At 64.7% G+C, this 16,969-nt stretch carries 19 protein-coding genes; 7 read left to right on the top strand and 12 right to left on the bottom strand.

Features of this window, described 5'->3' with window-relative positions; genetic code table 11:
* Positions 1-2 precede the first annotated feature (2 nt).
* The 3 genes from QFZ88_RS23975 to QFZ88_RS23965 all read right to left on the bottom strand — a co-directional run bounded on the left by QFZ88_RS23975 (position 3) and on the right by QFZ88_RS23965 (position 2,967).
* Entirely contained in the window at positions 3-1,265 is a 1,263-nt protein-coding gene (locus QFZ88_RS23975) for a cysteine desulfurase-like protein (RefSeq protein WP_024923742.1), read from the bottom strand.
* A gap of 53 nt (positions 1,266-1,318) precedes the next feature.
* Positions 1,319-2,380 carry an aldo/keto reductase gene (locus QFZ88_RS23970; protein WP_024923743.1) on the bottom strand — a complete coding sequence of 354 codons (1,062 nt, stop codon included), beginning with the start codon at positions 2,378-2,380 and terminating at the stop codon, positions 1,319-1,321.
* Between the two features lie 125 nt (positions 2,381-2,505).
* Positions 2,506-2,967: a hypothetical protein gene (locus QFZ88_RS23965; protein ID WP_081766862.1), complete on the bottom strand. Its 462-nt coding sequence runs from the start codon at positions 2,965-2,967 to the stop codon at positions 2,506-2,508.
* 296 nt (positions 2,968-3,263) lie between these two features.
* On the opposite strand from QFZ88_RS23965, the gene QFZ88_RS23960 reads away from it, so the two are divergent.
* Positions 3,264-3,428: a hypothetical protein gene (locus QFZ88_RS23960; protein ID WP_162835319.1), complete on the top strand. Its 165-nt coding sequence runs from the start codon at positions 3,264-3,266 to the stop codon at positions 3,426-3,428.
* A 45-nt stretch (positions 3,429-3,473) separates the two neighbouring features.
* Here QFZ88_RS23960 and QFZ88_RS23955 read toward each other — a convergent pair whose 3' ends face one another.
* Entirely contained in the window at positions 3,474-3,989 is a 516-nt protein-coding gene (locus tag QFZ88_RS23955; RefSeq protein ID WP_024923745.1) for a DUF1993 domain-containing protein, read from the bottom strand.
* Positions 3,990-4,115: 126 nt separating this feature from the next.
* Here QFZ88_RS23955 and QFZ88_RS23950 point away from each other — a divergent pair, with 126 nt between their 5' ends.
* Entirely contained in the window at positions 4,116-5,159 is a 1,044-nt protein-coding gene (locus tag QFZ88_RS23950) for a DUF1176 domain-containing protein (RefSeq protein WP_024923746.1), read from the top strand.
* A gap of 50 nt (positions 5,160-5,209) precedes the next feature.
* Here the strand turns inward: QFZ88_RS23950 and QFZ88_RS23945 are convergent, their stop codons facing one another.
* The 7 genes from QFZ88_RS23945 to QFZ88_RS23915 all read right to left on the bottom strand — a co-directional run bounded on the left by QFZ88_RS23945 (position 5,210) and on the right by QFZ88_RS23915 (position 11,609).
* Positions 5,210-6,124, bottom strand: coding sequence for an alpha/beta hydrolase family protein (locus tag QFZ88_RS23945; RefSeq protein WP_024923747.1), 915 nt, complete (start codon positions 6,122-6,124; stop codon positions 5,210-5,212).
* A 32-nt stretch (positions 6,125-6,156) separates the two neighbouring features.
* Complete coding sequence (locus QFZ88_RS23940; RefSeq protein ID WP_024923748.1) at positions 6,157-7,767, bottom strand: NTP transferase domain-containing protein; 1,611 nt, start codon at positions 7,765-7,767, stop codon at positions 6,157-6,159.
* Entirely contained in the window at positions 7,764-8,468 is a 705-nt protein-coding gene (locus tag QFZ88_RS23935; RefSeq protein WP_024923749.1) for an XdhC family protein, read from the bottom strand. The genes QFZ88_RS23940 and QFZ88_RS23935 overlap by 4 nt, the downstream gene beginning before the upstream one ends.
* A gap of 72 nt (positions 8,469-8,540) precedes the next feature.
* Complete coding sequence (locus QFZ88_RS23930; protein WP_024923750.1) at positions 8,541-8,879, bottom strand: XdhC family protein; 339 nt, start codon at positions 8,877-8,879, stop codon at positions 8,541-8,543.
* A gap of 22 nt (positions 8,880-8,901) precedes the next feature.
* Positions 8,902-10,131, bottom strand: a complete 1,230-nt coding sequence (locus QFZ88_RS23925; RefSeq protein ID WP_024923751.1) for a vWA domain-containing protein — start codon at positions 10,129-10,131, stop codon at positions 8,902-8,904.
* 6 nt (positions 10,132-10,137) lie between these two features.
* The gene (locus QFZ88_RS23920) at positions 10,138-11,070 is read right to left on the bottom strand and encodes an AAA family ATPase (protein ID WP_024923752.1); all 933 of its coding nucleotides are present in this window, start codon (positions 11,068-11,070) and stop codon (positions 10,138-10,140) included.
* 38 nt (positions 11,071-11,108) lie between these two features.
* On the bottom strand, positions 11,109-11,609 hold the full coding sequence (locus tag QFZ88_RS23915) for a flavin reductase (protein ID WP_024923753.1): 501 nt from the start codon (positions 11,607-11,609) through the stop codon (positions 11,109-11,111).
* Positions 11,610-11,795: 186 nt separating this feature from the next.
* Here QFZ88_RS23915 and QFZ88_RS23910 point away from each other — a divergent pair, with 186 nt between their 5' ends.
* Together QFZ88_RS23910 and QFZ88_RS23905 are read left to right on the top strand one after the other, a co-directional pair.
* A complete protein-coding gene (locus tag QFZ88_RS23910) occupies positions 11,796-12,860 on the top strand; it encodes a branched-chain amino acid ABC transporter substrate-binding protein (protein WP_024923754.1) in 1,065 nt (354 codons plus the stop codon).
* Positions 12,860-13,867, top strand: a complete 1,008-nt coding sequence (locus QFZ88_RS23905; RefSeq protein ID WP_024923755.1) for a P1 family peptidase — start codon at positions 12,860-12,862, stop codon at positions 13,865-13,867. The genes QFZ88_RS23910 and QFZ88_RS23905 overlap by 1 nt, the downstream gene beginning before the upstream one ends.
* A gap of 49 nt (positions 13,868-13,916) precedes the next feature.
* On the opposite strand, the gene QFZ88_RS23900 is transcribed toward QFZ88_RS23905, so the two are convergent.
* Positions 13,917-14,171, bottom strand: a complete 255-nt coding sequence (locus QFZ88_RS23900; protein ID WP_024923756.1) for a DUF2171 domain-containing protein — start codon at positions 14,169-14,171, stop codon at positions 13,917-13,919.
* A gap of 138 nt (positions 14,172-14,309) precedes the next feature.
* Between QFZ88_RS23900 and QFZ88_RS23895 the strand changes: the two genes are divergently transcribed.
* From QFZ88_RS23895 to purB, 3 genes are all read left to right on the top strand, one after another.
* Complete coding sequence (locus tag QFZ88_RS23895; protein ID WP_024923757.1) at positions 14,310-15,035, top strand: DUF2259 domain-containing protein; 726 nt, start codon at positions 14,310-14,312, stop codon at positions 15,033-15,035.
* On the top strand, positions 15,032-15,574 hold the full coding sequence (locus QFZ88_RS23890; RefSeq protein ID WP_307419296.1) for a hypothetical protein: 543 nt from the start codon (positions 15,032-15,034) through the stop codon (positions 15,572-15,574). The genes QFZ88_RS23895 and QFZ88_RS23890 overlap by 4 nt, the downstream gene beginning before the upstream one ends.
* A gap of 87 nt (positions 15,575-15,661) precedes the next feature.
* Positions 15,662-16,963, top strand: coding sequence for an adenylosuccinate lyase (gene purB, locus QFZ88_RS23885; protein WP_024923759.1), 1,302 nt, complete (start codon positions 15,662-15,664; stop codon positions 16,961-16,963).
* Positions 16,964-16,969 lie beyond the last annotated feature (6 nt).

Below are 16,969 nucleotides of genomic sequence, written 5' to 3'. Positions count from 1 at the left end.
GGTTAGCGCTGCTGCCGCAACATGGCGATGATGCGGGCAGCGCTTTCCAGCGTCTCGTCGATCTCGGCGGCGGTGTTGTAATGCGCGATGCCGATGCGCACGACACCCTCCTCCGCCGGGATGCCGAGCTGGTGGACAATCTCCCACGCGTAGTTGTGGCCCGACCACAGGAAAATGCCTTCGGCGTTCATTTGCCTGGCGATGCTTTCCGGCGCGATGCCTTCCACCGTGAAGGAAACGGTCGGCACGCGCTCATTCACCCGCGCAGGCTCGGTGATGCCGTGGATGGTCAGACCCTTTATGGCGGAAAGCCCGTCGATCAGCCGCGGCGCCAGCACGTTCTCATAGGCAATGGCCGCCTTGAAGGCGGCGGCGATCTTCTGGCGCCGCGTGCCGTGTTCGCCGGTCGCCTCACCCAGCTTTTCGAAATATCCGACGGCGGCGGTCAGGCCGGCCATCAGCTCGATCTGCGGCGTTCCGAGTTCGAACCGCTCCGGCAGGCCGTTTGAAGAGCAGCGGCACTTATAAGGCTGCAGTGCGTCGATCACCGAACGCTTGCCCCACAAGATGCCCATATGCGGGCCGAAGAACTTGTAGGCCGAGCAGGCCAGGAAATCGCAACCGATTTCGGCGACGTCGACAAGCCCATGCGGCGCGAACTGCACGGCATCGACATAGACCAGCGCGCCGGCCTGCTTGGCGATGCGCGTCAGTTCCTTCACCCGGTTGATCGAGCCGGTGAGGTTGGAGGCATAGTTCAGCGCCACCAGCCGCGTGCGATCGTTCAGAAGCGCTGCAAGGGCCGCTCCCTCGACCTGCCAGCTCTGCTGGTCGAAGGGCAGCCAGCGCACGACAAGGCCGCGGTCTTCCGCCAGTTGCAGCCAGGGCGAGACGTTGCCCTCGTGGTCCATGCGGGTGAGGATGATCTCATCGCCGGGCTTGAAATCGCGGCCGAGCGTGCGCGACATATGGTAGGTCAGCGTCGTCATATTGGCGCCGATGATGATTTCCTCGGGCGAAGCAGCACCTACGAAATCGGCCATGGCGGCATGGGCATCATCCACCACCTTCTGGGCGGCCAGCGTCGTCTCGAAGAAGCCGCCGAGATTGGCGTTGGTTTCGACAAGGCAACGCGACACCGCATCCGCCACGGATTTCGGCACCTGGGTTCCGGCCGGGTTGTCGAGATAGATGCGACGGCGGCCCTTGTCGGTCAGGGAAAGTGCCGGAAACGCGTCGCGCACGGCCTCGATCGGAAAATCCATGCTGTCCTCTCTGTTTGTGACCGTGCCTAGATGCAGCACGCGTGGCCACCGGGCTAGGGACAGGGATTGCCGACCCGCTGATGCACGGCATCGACCGCCTTCTGCATGTCCTCGGTCCACACGACGGCTGCGGCGGCAAGCGCGATCTCGAGCTGAGGCAGGCTGGTGGCGCCGATGATGCTCGACGCCACGAAGGGCCGGCTCGCCACATAGGCACCGGCAAACAGCGCCGGCTCCATGCCGAAAGAACGCGCCAGCTCGCTGTATTCGAGCAGCACCTCGGCGGCGTTCGGCGTTTCATAGCGCTGGCCGCGGTTGAACAGCTGCGAGCGCGAACCCGCCGGCCGCGCGCCATGGTCGTATTTGCCGGTGAGATAGCCTTGCCCCAGCGGCGAATAGGCAAGCAGCGACACGTCCTCGCGGGCACAGGCTTCGGCGAGATTGACCTCGAAGGTGCGGTTGACGAGATTGTAGGCGTTCTGCAGGGAAACGGCGCGAGGCCCTATCCCCTTTTCGCTCTCGGTGATGAAACGCATCAGCCCCCAGGAACTCTCGTTGGACAGGCCGAAATGGCGGATCTTGCCGGCCTTCACCAGTTCGTCAAAGACGGCAAGCGTCTCGACGATCGGGGTCTCGTCGCCACTGGTGGAATCGGCACGTGGCGGCGTGCCGCCAACGCGGGTCGGATTGGCACCCCAGGGCACATCGCGTTCCGGCCAGTGAATCTGGTAGAGATCGACATAGTCGGTGCCGAGCTTGGCGAGCGATTTGTCGATGGCGTCGAAAATGTCGGCGCGTACGAGTTTTGAAGGACGTCCGCCGCGAAACCAGTCGCTGGCGGTGCGGCCGACAACCTTGGTGGCCAACAGCACACGGTCGCGATTGCCACGCGCCTTCATCCAATTGCCGATGATCGTCTCGGTGCGCCCCTGCGTCTCCGCCTTTGGCGGGATCGGGTAAAGCTCCGCCGTATCGATGAAGTTGACGCCGCGCGCGAAGGCCAGATCCATCTGCGCGTGCCCTTCCGTCTCCGTATTCTGCTGTCCCCAGGTCATCGAGCCGAGGCATATCTGCGAAACAAGAAGATCGGTCCGGCCGAGACGGCGCTTTTGCATGATCGGCTCCAGGAAGCGTATCGGGAAAGGTCTTGGTTGCGCAGGCGCGCGGGAGGAAACCCAGCATAAGCGGTGCAAACGTCGAGGCCAAGCCCCGCATGCCGCCACCCTTGCGCAAGAACGGACTAGCGGCGGCGTGTCGCCGCCAGCGCCTTCTGCCGGGCGTCGTCGATCAGCATGTTCGCCACCTGCATGCGGATCATGGCCCGTTGCCTCAGATGCGGCGCCACCCGGTCGGGATGATTGGCGAAGGCGAATTCGCGGCGCAGGCGGGCAAGGTCGGCGGCCTTGGCGACACGGCCGAGGCCGAGTTCGGTGGCGATCGCCTCGGGGTCGATCGGCGGCAGCACTTCCTGCGGCTCGGGATGCTCGTTGGCCAGTGCGATCCGCGCCTGGTCGAGCAAGGCCGCGAACTCGGCCGCCAGATCGGCTCCGCTCTCGCGATATTCGGCGGCGGCGGCCTCGCCGGCCACTTTGATGCGACCGGAGTGCAGCTCGTCGACAACGGACAGATAGTCGAATGGAATGGTCGGCTTCGCGGCGACGTCCTCCGCCTCGCCGGAGGCGACGAACAAATCGTCGAGCAACGAAGCGAAATCTCGCTTGGCCCCGGTTGCGATGTCAGCCTCCCAGCAATGCGTGCCCAACCGGGCTTTGCACGGACGATACATCCGGCCAGTTAAGAATGCATGCCTTCGGCAAGGGTTTTTTTGGCGTTGCTTAACGCTGGCGATCCTAGCCCATCATCGCGCCGATTATCCTCCTCGCTGCGACATATTGTGCAATGCAACATAAAACAGCGTTCCGTGGCCATGCTGCACTGCAACAACGGTCATGAATCACCTATATGAGGAGACGGGAGGACCAACCGGAGCCGAGAACCATGGGGTTCTTCACCGAGATGTTCGCCCGCCCGCGGCCGCAGGAACAGGTGCGCTACAGCGCATCGCTGGCGCTTATCTATGCGATGAGCCGTACCGATCGCGCCGAGACCGGTATCAGGCCGATCGACTTTCCGCGCATCGCACGCCGCCCGGCACTTCGCTGACCACCGTCAGCCAATATGCGGCAGCCGGTATTCCGGCTGTCGGCCTCAGGATCGCTGCCCGCCACTGATGAAAGTCACCTTGCCCAGCGGCACGCCGTTGTGACGCAGGATGTCGTAGGCGGTGGTGACGTGGAAATAGAAGTTGGGCATGGCGAAATGCAGCAGATATTGCAGGCCCGGCATGGCGATCTGCCTTCCACCCAGCTTCATTTCGATATTCTTCTCCTCCGACCCGTCGAGGTCCTGCGCCGAGAAAGTCGCCAGGTAATCGGTCGTGCGGCCGATGCGGGCGTGCAGGTCGTCGAAGCTCTGCTCGTCGTCCTCGAAACGCGGCGCCTCGCGCCCGGCCAGCCTGGAACTCGCGCCCTTGGCGTGATCCGTCGCGATCTGCACTTGGCGGGTCAGCGGATACATGTCCGGCGCAAGGCGCGCGAGCAAGAACACGTCCGGGTCGATCTTGCGGTCGACAGCGTTCTGCTCGGCGGCATTGAGCACGCCGGCAAGTGCCTTCAGCCTGGCTGAAAACACCGCAATCGAGGCATCGTACATGGATATCGCCATAGGCCGCTCCGTTCTTGACCGCTAAAAGAGCTAGCGCTTTCGCGCACGATTCTTCAAGTGTCGCGCAGGCGTCACGCGCCTGCCTCAATCGATGTGGATGCTGCCCCTGTCGACTGGAGATTCCCGATGAAAAGCCCCCTTTTCGCCGCGACGGCAGTCCTTGGCCTCGCAACGCTCAGTCAGGCCGCGATGGCCGCCGAGCCGCCCTATCTCGACGATCGTTCAGACGCCGCCAATGTGGTGCGCTCGCTCTACAATGCAATCAACCGCCATGAATATGCGCGCGCCTGGGACTATTTCGGCGAGACCAAGCCCGCCAAGGATTTCGACGCCTTCGCCAAGGGGTATGAAAGCACCGAGGCTGTCGAGGTGACGACCGGTATGCCTGCAAGCGAGGGGGCGGCCGGCAGCATTTTCTACACCTTGCCCGTCGCCATCCGCGCCGTCGACAAATCCGGCAACGGCAAGGTGTTTGCCGGCTGCTACACGCTGCGCCAGGTCAACGCGCAGATTCAATCGCCGCCCTTCAGCCCGATCCGCATCGAGAAGGGCGCGCTGAAACTGTCCGACAAAGAGCTCCAGAACGCACTGCCCGACAGCTGCGGCGAAGGACCGGCGCTGCCGAAACAGGACGCGGTGCTGGAAAAGGCGAAAAAGGCCTTCCTCGCCTCCTATGGCGATCAATGCGATCCCGAAGCCCCTGGCGGTGGTGCGAAAACCGGCGAACCAAGCGACCACACCATCACCTACAAGCCCAGCGACAGCGAACCGGACAAGACCGTGCGGTTGTTCCGCTTCTTCTGTTCGATGGCCGCCTACAACGAAAGCTCGGTCTATTATGTCTCTGAAGACGGGCAGAGCGTGAGCCAGCTGCAATTCGCCGTGCCCGAACTCGATATCCGCTACGAGAACGGCGACACCGAAGGCAAGGTCGAGCATATCGGCATCACCGGCCTCCGCACGACGGATCAGTTGATCAACGCCGACTATGACGAGAACGCCCACACGATCGTGTCGCACGACAAGTGGCGCGGCGTCGGCGATGCTTCCTCGACCGGCACCTATCTGTTCCGCAACGGCGTCTTCGGCCTCGTGCAATATGACGTCGACGCGTCTTATGACGGCGAGATCAACCCGCAGACCGTGCTGGACTACAACACCGCGCCCTGAGCAAAAACCATCGATCGTTCAGAGCCGCCTCGGTCGAGCCGTCCGGCTCCTTATTTGCGCGACAGCATCCAGTTCAGCGTTTCGCGCCAGTCGGTCATGCGGATCGGCGTGCCATGCGTGCCGGTCTCGAAGCGCACAAAACGCGTCGGGTAAGCCTTTGACTTGGCAAGAATAGACCGGAAGAAGGCTTCCTGGTTCTCGATGGGGAAAACGGGGTCCTTGCTGCCCTGGCCGAAAAACACCGGCACGCGCCGCTTGAAGGCAGGGCTTGCAAAGAAGCTGTCGTCCCACAACGAACCCAGCAAAAGCAGGCCGTCGATGCGGTTGCCGGTATCGGCGCGGCCGGCGAGTTTCCAGCATAGTGCGCCGCCCATCGAACCGCAGGCGACGAAGATCTTCGCACCGGGCGACCGCTCGGCATAATGGCCGATCAATGCCGCCACCTGCGCGGCGCCCTTGTCGCCGAAATCGCTGAAGTCGGGCGACAGGTAAAGACCGCCATTGTCGGCCATCAGGTTCTTGATGCGGTTGAAATTGCCGCCGAAGGTGAAGTCGTCCACCCCTTGCTTGCGGCTGCCGCCCTGCCCGTGCAGGTAAAGCACGATGATGGCGGCGCCCTCGGTCTTGCCGACGGCGACATGGCGGATGATGCCGACGTCGGTCGTCAGCGCCAGATCCTGCTGCACGCCGCGCACGCCGGTCGAGGTATATTGCGGTTTCACGCGCCGTTCCGGCACCGTGTCGCGCGCGTTGATGTCGCGCATCTCGCGATAGTCGACCACGCGATAGATATCGCCCTTTTCGGCCGACAGGATGCCCGGATAGGCGAACAGCTCGTCCTTGAGCGGCTTCAGCGTCTGCGCATCGGCCAATGCCGCGGCGGGCGCCAGCGACAAAAGGAGGATCAGCGAAAGACGGAAGCGGCGCGCGAGGCGCGGCGCGGCGGAAGAAACAGCAAAGATCATGGGAGAGCGTTGCGGCTTTCGGCGGCTGCTTGTCAATCCTGCAACACGCCGCCGGCGCCTTCCAGTGCCTCGCGCGTGTCGACATCGACCGAGGCGCCGGCGCCGATCTCGACGTCGATCACCTCCACCCCCTCCGTCTCGACGAGATGGCGGGCACCGGTATCGCCTTCGAGATGGGCAACGGCGGCAAACAGCGAACGCGGCAAAAGCACCGGGTTGCCGCGCCGGCCGTCATGCGAGGCGCGCACCACCGCCTTGCCGCCGGAACCCGCGAAGGCCTCGATCAGCCGATCGAAATCGGCGGAGGCGACGCCCGGCATATCCCCCAGCACGATCAACGCGCCGGCGGCACTGGCCGGCAGCGCCGCAATGCCCGCCTTCAGCGAGGTCGACAGGCCGTCGGCGAAGTCGGGGTTGTCGGTAAAGGCAAGGTCGAGCCCGGCGAGCGCAGCGCGCACTCGGTCGCGCTGATGGCCGGAGACCACGACCGTGCCGACGGCCTTCGAGGCAAGTACGCGTTCGGCGGTGCGGCGCACCAGCGGCTTGCCGTCGAACAGCGCCATCAGCTTGTTGGGTCCACCCATGCGGCTCGAGCGACCGGCGGCCAGGAGAACGGCATGAACCCTTTCGCCCGCATGCGCCGGTGGACGTTCGCGCGGCTCCGGCCGGCTCGGAATTTCCATCAGCAGTCCACCGACGCCCATGCCGGCGATGTCGCGTCCTGTCACTTCGAGCCCGGCAATCAGCCGGTCGAGTACCCAGTCGAACCCGTTTTCCTTGGGACTGCGGGCACACCCCGGCGCGCCGACGATTCGCTTGCCGTTCAGCCGGCCAAGTACCAGCAGATTGCCTGGATCGACCGGCATGCCGGCGCGTTCGACGCGGCCGCCGGCCCGTTCGATCGCCGCCGGCACGACGTCGGCGAAATCGGACATCGCCGAAGCGCCGAAGATGACCACCATGTCGTTGTCCCTGGCCAATGCACCGGCGGCCTCGGCCACCGCTTCCGCTTGATGCGGCACGCGACGCTCGGTGGTCACCCGGCTGCCGGAACGCGCCAGCCGCGCCTCGGTGACACGCATGGTCTTGTCGAGCACGCTGGGTTTCACCCCCGGCAGCACCGTCTGCACGACGCCGAGCCGGATCGCCCGATAGGCGTTGACCGCGAAAACCTCGCCGCCGGCGCAGATGGCCAGTACCGCGTCGACAAGAGCGCGGTCGACCGCGAAGGGAATGATCTTCACTGTCGCCACCATCTGGCCGCTCTCGACCGGGGCATGGTGGGCCAATGTCGCGATGGTGATAGCGGGATCGACGGCATTGATTGCGTCGATCATCGCCGCATCGACGGTGAACACGCCGGCCGCCAACGCATGCAGATTGACGCGACCCGTGGTCGCCGCCTTCGCCTCGATGTCGCGATGGCGCATCGCCCGCGCGATCGCCCCGGCGGCGGCATCCTCGCCAAGGTCGCGGGCCCCGAGCACCGCCGCCACAACTTCGGTGACACCCGCCGCCTGCAGCGCGGCGATATCGGCCGCTTCGAGCCGGTGCGCCTTGCGAAAACGCCGCTCGCCGGCATTCGTCGCGTGGGCCAGGATCGCGCCTTCAGCCTGATCGATCGGAACCGGACCGAATTTCACGCCGCTTCGCCCCGGCGCGCCAGCCCGCGCGAGCGGAAAGCGCCGATCACCTCGGCCAGAACGGCAACAGCGATCTCGGCGGGGTTCGCCGCGCCGATGTCGACGCCGATCGGCGAGTGGATGCGCGCGACATCGTCGGCGCTCGCACCCAGCGCCAGCAGCCGCTCGACCCGCTTGGCGTGCGTCTTGCGACTGCCCAGCGCACCGACATAGAAGCAGCGCGCATCGAGCGCCGCCTTCAGCGCGAAATCGTCGATCTTCGGATCATGGGTGACGGCGGCGAGCGCGGTGTAGCCGTCGAGCGGCTGGCGCGCCAAGACATCCTGTGGCCATTCGGCGTGCAGCGGCATGTCGGGAAAGCGGTCGGCCGTGGCAAAGGCGGTGCGCGGGTCGATAATCTCGACCGGGTAACCGGCAATCCTGGCCATCGGCGCCAGTGCCTGGCTGATATGCACGGCGCCGATCACCACCAGGCGCGGTTGCGGCAGATGCGCGTTGAGGAAAAAGGGACGCCCTTCGGCCTCGACCGCCTTGGAACGGCCGGTCCGGAAGGCAGTCTCGATGGCGGCGCCCAGTTCGCCCGCCACCTTATCGCCCTCGCGCACGACGCGGTCGCGGCCGTCGCCGAGATCGGTGACCAGCACGGCTGCACGACGTGCGCGGCGTTCGGCGTTCAGTGTCTTGAGGGCATAGGGGTCCATCGTGATGTGCCGATTTCAAAAAGCTTCATGGCGAGGCGAAAATCGCGCGTTGCAGATCGTTTTCACGTCGTTCTACCCCAGTCGTTCCACATAAACCTTGATGCGGCCGCCGCAGGACAGCCCCACGTTCCAGGCGGTTTCGTCGGCGACGCCGAATTCCAGCATCTTCGCCTTGCCCGAGCCGATGACGTCGAGCGCCTCGGCCACCACGGCGCCTTCCACGCAGCCGCCGGAAACCGACCCGTGGAAATTGCCCCCGGCGTCGATCACCAGATGGCTGCCGGCCTGACGCGGCGCCGACCCCCAGGTTTCCACCACGGTGGCGATGGCGACATCCTTGCCGTTCTTCATCCAGTCTTCCGCGATGATCAAAGGATCGCGGGCTTCGTCGAGATAGGCGCTGTTTTCCATGGGCCCTCCTCCAGACATATGGCTACGCTGCCCTGGCCGCGCCAATGTCGAGCCAGCGGCGCGGATCGACGTCGCGAGCGGAGCCCCGCGCCAACGAGGCGCAGAGATCGGCCAGCGCTTCGAGATTGTGCACCGGGCGAAACTCATCGACATGCGGCAGCATCGCCTTGACGCCGCGCGCCCGCGCCTCGAAACCGTCGAAGCGCAGCAGCGGATTGAGCCAGATCAGCCGCCGGCAGGATTTGTGCAGCCGCTCCATCTCCTGCGCGAGACCCTCGATATGGTCGCGCTCCAGCCCGTCGGTGATCAGCAGCACCACGGCGCCCTGCCCCAGCACGCGGCGCGACCACAGCCGGTTGAACTCACCTAACGTCTCGCCGATGCGGGTGCCGCCTGACCAGTCCTTGACGACGGCAGAGGCATCGGCCAGCGCCGCGTCCGGGTCGCGATGGCGCATCTGGCGGGTCAGGTTGGTCAATCGGGTGCCGAAGACGAATGCATGGACACGCCGCCGTTTCTCGGTCAGCGCGTGCAGGAAGTGCAGGAAAATCCGCGTGTACTGGCTCATCGAGCCGGAAATGTCGGCCAGCACCACCAGCGGCGGATGGATTTCGCGCGGCGAACGGAATTTCGGCAGGATCAGCTCTCCGCCCGTGCGCGCCGCCATGCGCATCATGGCGCGCGGATCGATGCGGCGGCCGGAACCATCGGCCTTGAAGCGCCGCGTCGCGACCGTATCGAACGGCAATCGCAATTCCGAAATCGCCTTGCGCGCGTCGGTGAGCTCGTCGGCGTTCATCTGCGCGAAATCCTTGCCGCGCAACACTTCGCTGCCGGACACGGTGAAACGCGCGTCGATCTCTATTTCGGGTATTTCCCGCGGCGGCCGGCCATCCTGCCGGCCTTCGAACATCGCCTGGCTGACCCGGTTTTCCGCCGCGCGCGGCTTGCGGCGCTCGGCATTGTCGACCGCCACCGGCGAGAACATGGCGAGCAGCTTCTCGACCAGCTCGCGCGACTTCCAGTAGAGGCGAAACGCCTCGTCGAAAGTGGCGTGGTCCTCATGGCGGGTGACGAGCACGGCGTGCAGCGTCCAGTAGAAATCGTCGCGGCCGCCGATGCCGGCGGTCAGCACCGCCTCGATGGCGTCCTTGACCGAGGCCGGGCCGACCCGCATGCCGGCCTTGCGCAGGGCACGCGCGAAAAAGACGATGTTGTCGGCGATCCGGCCCTCCGGCTGGCTGCCTTTCATCTCATGCTACTCCGCCGCCGAGGCCAGTTCCGCCTGGACCTCCTTGAGGATGCGCCGGCCCTCGCCCTGCTCGATCCGGGCGATGTCGTCCTGGTATTTCAACAACACGCCGATCGTATCAGACACGGTTTCGGGGTCGAGCGCGACCTTGTCCAATTCCGCCAATGCGCCGGCCCAGTCGATGGTTTCCGCCACGCCCGGCGCCTTGAACAATTCGATCTGCCGCAGCTTCTGGATGAAAGCGACGACTTCGGCCGACAGCCGCCTGTTGGCGTCGGGCACCTTACGCCGCACGATCTCCAATTCGCGCGCCGCGTTCGGATAATCGACCCAGTGATAAAGGCAGCGGCGCTTCAGCGCGTCATGGATTTCGCGGGTGCGATTGGTGGTGATGATGACGATCGGCGGTTCCTCCGCCTTGATCGTGCCAAGCTCGGGCACCGTCACCTGGAAGTCAGAGAGGATTTCCAGAAGAAAGGCTTCGAACGCCTCGTCGGTGCGGTCGAGTTCGTCGATCAGGAAGACGGGCGCCGCACCTTCCTTGCCGGTCAGCGCGTCGAGCACCGGGCGGCGGATCAGATATTTTTCGGAAAAGACGTTGCGCTCCATGGTCGAGCGCTCGACCTTGCCGGCCGCCTCTTCCATGCGGATCTCGATCATCTGCGCGGCATAGTTCCACTCATAGACCGCCGAGGAAACGTCCAGCCCCTCATAACATTGCAGGCGGATCAGCCGCCGACCAAGCGCGGATGCCAGAACCTTGGCGATCTCGGTCTTGCCGACGCCGGCCTCGCCTTCAAGGAACAGCGGCCGTTTCATGCGCAACGACAGGAACAGCACCGTCGCCAGCGAGCGGTCGGCCACGTAATCCGCGCCGGTCAGGAGATCGAGCGTTTCGTCGATCGTTCCCGGCGCGGGGCGCGGTTTCAGCTCGGTCATTCTGTCTCCGTGCGTACCCGCATCCCAGAATCAGGACCCTAGTCCTGCAGAATGCGGTAGCCGCGATCATGGTAGATCAGCGGCTTCAAATTATCGCCGATGCGCAGGCCTGTCACCTTGCCAAAAAGCACACGATGGCTGGCGAGATCCTTGATGTCGGTCAGCTCGCAGTCGAAAACGGCGAGCGCTCCGACCAGCGTCGGCGCGCCGGTGGCGATGGTGTCCCATTCGGCCAGTCCGAAGCGTTCGTCGGGCGCGAGATGAGTAAGGCCGGAAAAGCCGTCGGCCAGCCCCCGGTGCGTGGCGGCCAGCGTGTTCAACGCGAAATTGCCATTGCTGACAAAGGGTTCGTTGCGGGGATTGGAGCGATTGAGGCACACCAGTATCATCGGCGGCGTATCCGAAACCGAACAGGTCGCGGTCACCGTCGCGCCACGTCTGCCCGACGGACCGTCGGTGGTGACAATGTGGACATGACCGGCGAAACGGCTCATCGCGTCGCGATAGGCCTGCGGCTCGACATCATTCTTCTTCAGCACGGGCGATTTTCCAGACACCAAACCCCTCCCGCTATATATGGCGGTATCTTGTGCATCACAAGCGAAGTGGTTGATGCGGCTCATCGAAACTGCCTTGCTGTACCAAGATTCGACAGGCTTGTTGCACCAAGACGGTGCAGCCTTTAGGTCTGGGCCGAAGCCTGCAGGGAGACACGTTTCATTCGCATGCGACTGGCGTCCGCAATCCTTAGCCTGCTTGGCGGGTTTTTCCTCCTCGATCCGGCAGCCGCCACGACGCTGACCATTGGCGTCGCGGCACCGCTGTCGGGTCCGTCGGCTGTCCTTGGCCGGCAGATCGAATATGGCGCAAGGCTCGGCGCCGGCGCGAACGGCGCCGCGATCAGCGTTGTCGACGACACCTGCACGGCGGCGGGCGGTGCCGCGGCAGCCGCGCAATTCGCTGCCGAAAAGGTCGATATCGTCGTCGGCTTCCTGTGCACCGAGGCAATCGAGGCAGCGATGCCCATCCTCAAACAGGCGGGCATCGCGGTGATCACCCCCGGCGTGCGCACCGACAGCCTGACCGACCGGCGCGCCAAGACTGGCTGGCCGGTGTTCCGGCTCGGGCCGCGCGGCGACGCCGAACGCGACGCAGCCGGCAGGGTCCTGTCCCGGCTGTGGCGCGACCAGCCTTTCGCCGTCGTCGACGACGGCACTATCTACGGCCGCGAACTTGCCGAAGCGATGCGGGCCACCGTCGAGCAGGCGGCGCTCAAGCCGGTCTTCACCGACACGTTCCGCCCAGAAATGGACAACCAGGTCGGGCTAGTCGGCCGCTTGCGCAAGGCCGGCGCCACCAGCGTCTTCGTCGGCGGCGACGGCCGCGATCTGGCCGTCATGGCGCGCGATGCCGCCAAGCTCGGCGCCGACATGGCATTTGCCGGCGGCGAAGCCCTGCGCGCGGCGAGCGACGTGCCTTACACGCAAGGCACGCTGATGATCGCCATGCCCGAATGGGCGGATGTCGCGGACAAGAAAACGCTCGATCTGTTCAGCGCCGCCAAAGTGCTGCCCGAAGGCTATGCGCTGCCGGCCTTTGTCGCGGTCGAGATCGCCGGCCAGGCCAAGAAGGAGGCCGCCGGCAAGCCGCTGATCGAAACCCTTGCCGACCGCGACTTCACGACCGCCACCGGCATTATCCGCTTCGATGCCAAGGGTGACCTTGCCAAGAACCCCTATCGCGCCTTCCGCTTCGACGGAACGCGCTTCGTGCCTCTCGAGGGACAATGATGTTTCGCACCGGCCCGCGCAATCTGATCACCGATGTCGCCGGCCTGCGGGTCGGTAATGCCGGCGACGCCAGGCTGAAATCGGGCGTCACCGCCATCCTGTGCGACACACCGGCGGTTGCCGGCGTCCAGGTGCTGGGCGGCGCGCCGGGCACGCGTGAAACCGACCTTCTGGAGCCGCACAATGCGGTGGAAACCGTGCATGCGCTGGTGCTGTCGGGCGGCTCCGCCTTCGGGCTCGACGCCGCGTCGGGCGTGCAGGCAGCCTTGCGGGAAAACGGCATCGGCTTCGAGGTCGCGGGGTTCCGCGTGCCGATCGTGCCTGCGGCCATCCTGTTCGATCTTGCCAATGGCGGCGACAAGGGTTGGGGCCGCTACCCGCCATACAGAGAACTGGGACATGAGGCGGCGCTCACGGCGTCCGACGACTTCGAGATCGGCACCGCTGGCGCCGGTATCGGCGCGCTGACCTCCGGGCTCAAGGGTGGGCTCGGCTCGGCTTCCACCGTGCTCGACAACGGCATCACCATCGGCGCGCTGGTCGCGGCCAACCCGACCGGCTCGGTCACCGTCGGCCGCAGCCGTCATTTCTGGGCAGCGCCCTTCGAGATCGGCAACGAGTTCGGTGGACTGGGCTATCCTTCGCCACTGCCCGAGAATGCCAGGCAGATACGCCTGAAATTCCGCGACAATCCGGTCGGTGCCAACACCACCATCGCGATCATCGCCACCGACGCCGTGCTGACCAAGGCGGCCGCCAAACGCCTGGCGATCGCCGCGCATGACGGCTTCGCCCGCGCCATCTGGCCGACGCACACGCCGGTCGACGGAGATCTGGTCTTCGGGCTGGGCACGGGAAAGAGCGGCATAACCCCGTCGGCGGTCGAAGCCATCGACCTTTATGCGGCGGCCGGCGCGACGATGGCGCGCGCGATCGCGCGAGCAGCCTTCGCCGCCACGCCGGCGAAAGGCGACCTGTTTCCCGTATGGTCGGCCCTGCCGGGCTGACACGAGGCGCCAGCCCGTCCGTTCCATGACAATGGCGTTGGAAGCCCGATCAGGTTGGATCGGATCTTTCTTCCTCGAACATGACGGCGACATCCGAATTCGCCGACAGCCACACCTTGCCGTCCTGGATTTCGGCAAAAAGGCTCAAGGGGATGTAGTGATGATGCCCCCGGTGGGAGCCCTGGCCGCTGTCTGTCTTGATAAGCTTGATGCGCTTTCCTTCAACCTTGTCGACGGTACCGACATGGGTACCGTCCGCACCGACGACTTCCATATGCTCGCGAATTTTGCTCGTGTCGCTCATGGCAGTTCTCCTTGTGAAGAACGCCGAGACTAGCAAAGAGCGGGCCGGCCGCATCCATCAAAATGCATTTCGCGCCATGCGACGCGCTAAAACGATTGTGATAGGAACCGGTATGTTCCAGCCGACACCGGAGAAAAGATGAACCGTCTGATGCGTTTGGCACTCACAGTTGTCCTTGTCCTGGCCGGCGCCGTCGTCGCACGGGCAGGCGATGTCGCGCGGCTGCAGATTCTCGGTTTCGCCAAGGGCGGCGGCATCTTCGCCTTCGAGGAATACGGCGTGCAGGACGGTTCCGGTTTCCCTTATGCAAACCGCTATTACATCGACACGGCGACCGACACATTCGTCAGCGGCACACCCATTCGCGTACGGCTCGACGACGAGAAGGCCACGCTGCAGGCAGTGCGCGACAAGGCGCGCGAACAGGGCGAAGCCATCGTCAAACAGGCGGAACTCGAGGCCAATGCCGGCTTCACCGTTGGCGGCAATCCCGTCACCGAGTTGTCGGCCGACCCGCACCGTATGGTCGTCAATCCGCGGCCGGTGTTTCCAGCGATCGACGAGCCGCTGGAAGTGCGCTTGGACGAATTCACCCTGAGTGGCGACGACATCTGTTCCAGCCAGGGCGAAACCAAGGGTTTCCGACTGCTGCGCATCGAAGCCCGCGAAGGCGGCCAGACCAAGCTTTTGCATGAGGACAAATCGATCCCAAAGAGCCGTGGCTGTCCCAACGGCTATGGCATCGGCGCGGTGCAGACTTATGGCGGCGACAGCCTGTCGGCCTATGCGGTGCTGATCTGGGTTCGTGGCTACGGCTTTGAAGGGCCGGATTATCGCTGGATGGCGGTGACCGGGCGGCTGTGACAGACCCGGCCGCCCAGGCAACGACTTTACGCCCCGACGGGCGCGGCACGATTGCGATGCGGTTGCGCCTGGCCCTGCCCGCGCCGCGCATCGCACTCTTCGGGGCGTTGGCATGGGCGACGGCGATGGCCGTCAGTGCCGGGACCAATCTTTTCCTGCAAGGCTGGGAATCGTCCGCTGCCGTGGTTGCGATCATGTCGCTGTTTGCCATCGGCGGCGCTCTTGCCTTTCCGACTGGCCTGTTCGTCGCGCGCTTTGTCTCGCTTGGCCGCCCCGGCAGCGTGGTTTTCGCGGCCGGCTTCGTGTCGCTGTTTGCGGCGACTGTGCTGGTCACCGGTGGGCTCTATGCGATGCAGTATCGCTCCTACTACGCCGAATGGCATGGCCCGCCGCTCAGCCTGCGCTGGCTGTTCCAGTTCGCCTTCACCAGCGCCGGCGCGCTTTATCAGTTCGCCGTGCTCGGCATCCGCCTCTATTTCCCGGTCGGGTTTGTCGCTCTCTTTGCTGCTGCACTGTGGTTTGTCCGGCAACGACATTGAGCATCCGGGAGCATCTGGCGCGTTGAGCATTTTGCCGTGCTCTGTTAGGACGCGGCGTAAGTTTTCCCCAGACATCAGGACGGACCGATGATCCCACGTTATTCCCGGCCGGAAATGGTCGCCATCTGGTCGCCCGAGACGCGCTTCCGCATCTGGTTCGAAATCGAGGCACATGCCTGCGATGCGCTGGCCGAACTCGGCGTCATCCCGAAGGAAGCGGCGAAGACCATCTGGGAAAAGGGCAATGCCGCGACGTTCGATGTCGACAAGATCGACGAGATCGAGCGCGTCACCAAGCACGACGTCATCGCCTTCCTCACCCATCTGGCCGAATTCGTCGGGCCGGACTCGCGCTTCATCCACCAGGGCATGACCTCGTCGGACGTGCTCGACACCTGCCTTGCCGTGCAGCTTACCCGCGCCAGCGACATCCTGCTCGCCGACATCGACGCGTTGCTGGCGGCGCTGAAGCGCCGCGCCTTGGAGCACAAGGACACCGTCACCATCGGCCGCAGCCACGGCATCCATGCCGAGCCGACCACTTTCGGCGTCAAGCTGGCGCAGGCCTATGCCGAATTCAGCCGTTGCCGCGAGCGCCTCGTCCATGCGCGCGAAGACATCGCCACCTGCGCCATTTCCGGCGCGATCGGCACCTTCGCCAACATCGAGCCCTATGTCGAAGAACACGTTGCCAAAAAGCTCGGCCTGAAGCCGGAGCCGGTGTCGACGCAGGTCATCCCGCGCGACCGCCATGCCATGTTCTTCGCCACGCTCGGCGTCATCGCTTCCTCGGTGGAGCGGCTGGCGACCGAGATCCGTCATCTGCAGCGGACAGAGGTTCTGGAAGCGGAAGAGTATTTTTCGCCCGGCCAGAAGGGCTCGTCGGCGATGCCGCACAAGCGCAATCCGGTGCTGACCGAAAACCTCACCGGTCTTGCCCGCCTGGTGCGCGGCATGGTGCTGCCGGCGATGGAGAACGTGGCACTGTGGCACGAGCGCGATATCTCTCACTCCTCGGTCGAGCGCATGATCGGTCCGGACGCCACGGTGACGCTGGATTTCGCGCTGGCCAGGCTCACCGGCGTCATCGACAAGCTGCTGGTCTACCCGGAAAACATGGACCGGAACCTCAACAAGTTCCGCGGCCTGGTGCATTCGCAGCGCGTGTTGCTCGCGCTCACCCAGGCGGGTGTTTCCCGCGAGGACGCCTACCGGCTGGTGCAGCGCAATGCTATGAAGGTCTGGGAACAGGGCGCTGATTTCCTTGAGGAACTGCTTGCCGACAAGGAAGTGACGGCGGCGCTGTCCGAAGCGGAAATCCGCGAAAAATTCGATCTCGGCTACCACACCAAGCATGTCGACACCATCTTCAAGCGCGTGTTTGGATAAGCATAT

Source organism: Mesorhizobium sp. YL-MeA3-2017, assembly GCF_030814575.1.
Taxonomy (GTDB): Bacteria; Pseudomonadota; Alphaproteobacteria; order Rhizobiales; family Rhizobiaceae; genus Mesorhizobium; species Mesorhizobium terrae.
Note: the sequence above shows the minus strand (reverse complement) of the source record. Positions and strands in the feature narration are given on the sequence as shown.

What these genes read in the sequence shown, in the direction of transcription:
- QFZ88_RS23955 (WP_024923745.1), bottom strand. Translation starts at nt 3,989, where the DNA reads ATGGCGATATCCATGTACGATGCCTCGATTGCGGTGTTTTCAGCCAGG.
- QFZ88_RS23970 (WP_024923743.1), bottom strand. Translation starts at nt 2,380, where the DNA reads ATGCAAAAGCGCCGTCTCGGCCGGACCGATCTTCTTGTTTCGCAGATA.
- QFZ88_RS23945 (WP_024923747.1), bottom strand. Translation starts at nt 6,124, where the DNA reads ATGATCTTTGCTGTTTCTTCCGCCGCGCCGCGCCTCGCGCGCCGCTTC.
- QFZ88_RS23895 (WP_024923757.1), top strand. Translation starts at nt 14,310, where the DNA reads ATGAACCGTCTGATGCGTTTGGCACTCACAGTTGTCCTTGTCCTGGCC.
- QFZ88_RS23925 (WP_024923751.1), bottom strand. Translation starts at nt 10,131, where the DNA reads ATGAAAGGCAGCCAGCCGGAGGGCCGGATCGCCGACAACATCGTCTTT.
- QFZ88_RS23930 (WP_024923750.1), bottom strand. Translation starts at nt 8,879, where the DNA reads ATGGAAAACAGCGCCTATCTCGACGAAGCCCGCGATCCTTTGATCATC.
- QFZ88_RS23920 (WP_024923752.1), bottom strand. Translation starts at nt 11,070, where the DNA reads ATGACCGAGCTGAAACCGCGCCCCGCGCCGGGAACGATCGACGAAACG.
- purB (WP_024923759.1), top strand. Translation starts at nt 15,662, where the DNA reads ATGATCCCACGTTATTCCCGGCCGGAAATGGTCGCCATCTGGTCGCCC.
- QFZ88_RS23900 (WP_024923756.1), bottom strand. Translation starts at nt 14,171, where the DNA reads ATGAGCGACACGAGCAAAATTCGCGAGCATATGGAAGTCGTCGGTGCG.
- QFZ88_RS23935 (WP_024923749.1), bottom strand. Translation starts at nt 8,468, where the DNA reads ATGGACCCCTATGCCCTCAAGACACTGAACGCCGAACGCCGCGCACGT.
- QFZ88_RS23905 (WP_024923755.1), top strand. Translation starts at nt 12,860, where the DNA reads ATGTTTCGCACCGGCCCGCGCAATCTGATCACCGATGTCGCCGGCCTG.
- QFZ88_RS23950 (WP_024923746.1), top strand. Translation starts at nt 4,116, where the DNA reads ATGAAAAGCCCCCTTTTCGCCGCGACGGCAGTCCTTGGCCTCGCAACG.
- QFZ88_RS23975 (WP_024923742.1), bottom strand. Translation starts at nt 1,265, where the DNA reads ATGGATTTTCCGATCGAGGCCGTGCGCGACGCGTTTCCGGCACTTTCC.
- QFZ88_RS23910 (WP_024923754.1), top strand. Translation starts at nt 11,796, where the DNA reads ATGCGACTGGCGTCCGCAATCCTTAGCCTGCTTGGCGGGTTTTTCCTC.
- QFZ88_RS23960 (WP_162835319.1), top strand. Translation starts at nt 3,264, where the DNA reads ATGGGGTTCTTCACCGAGATGTTCGCCCGCCCGCGGCCGCAGGAACAG.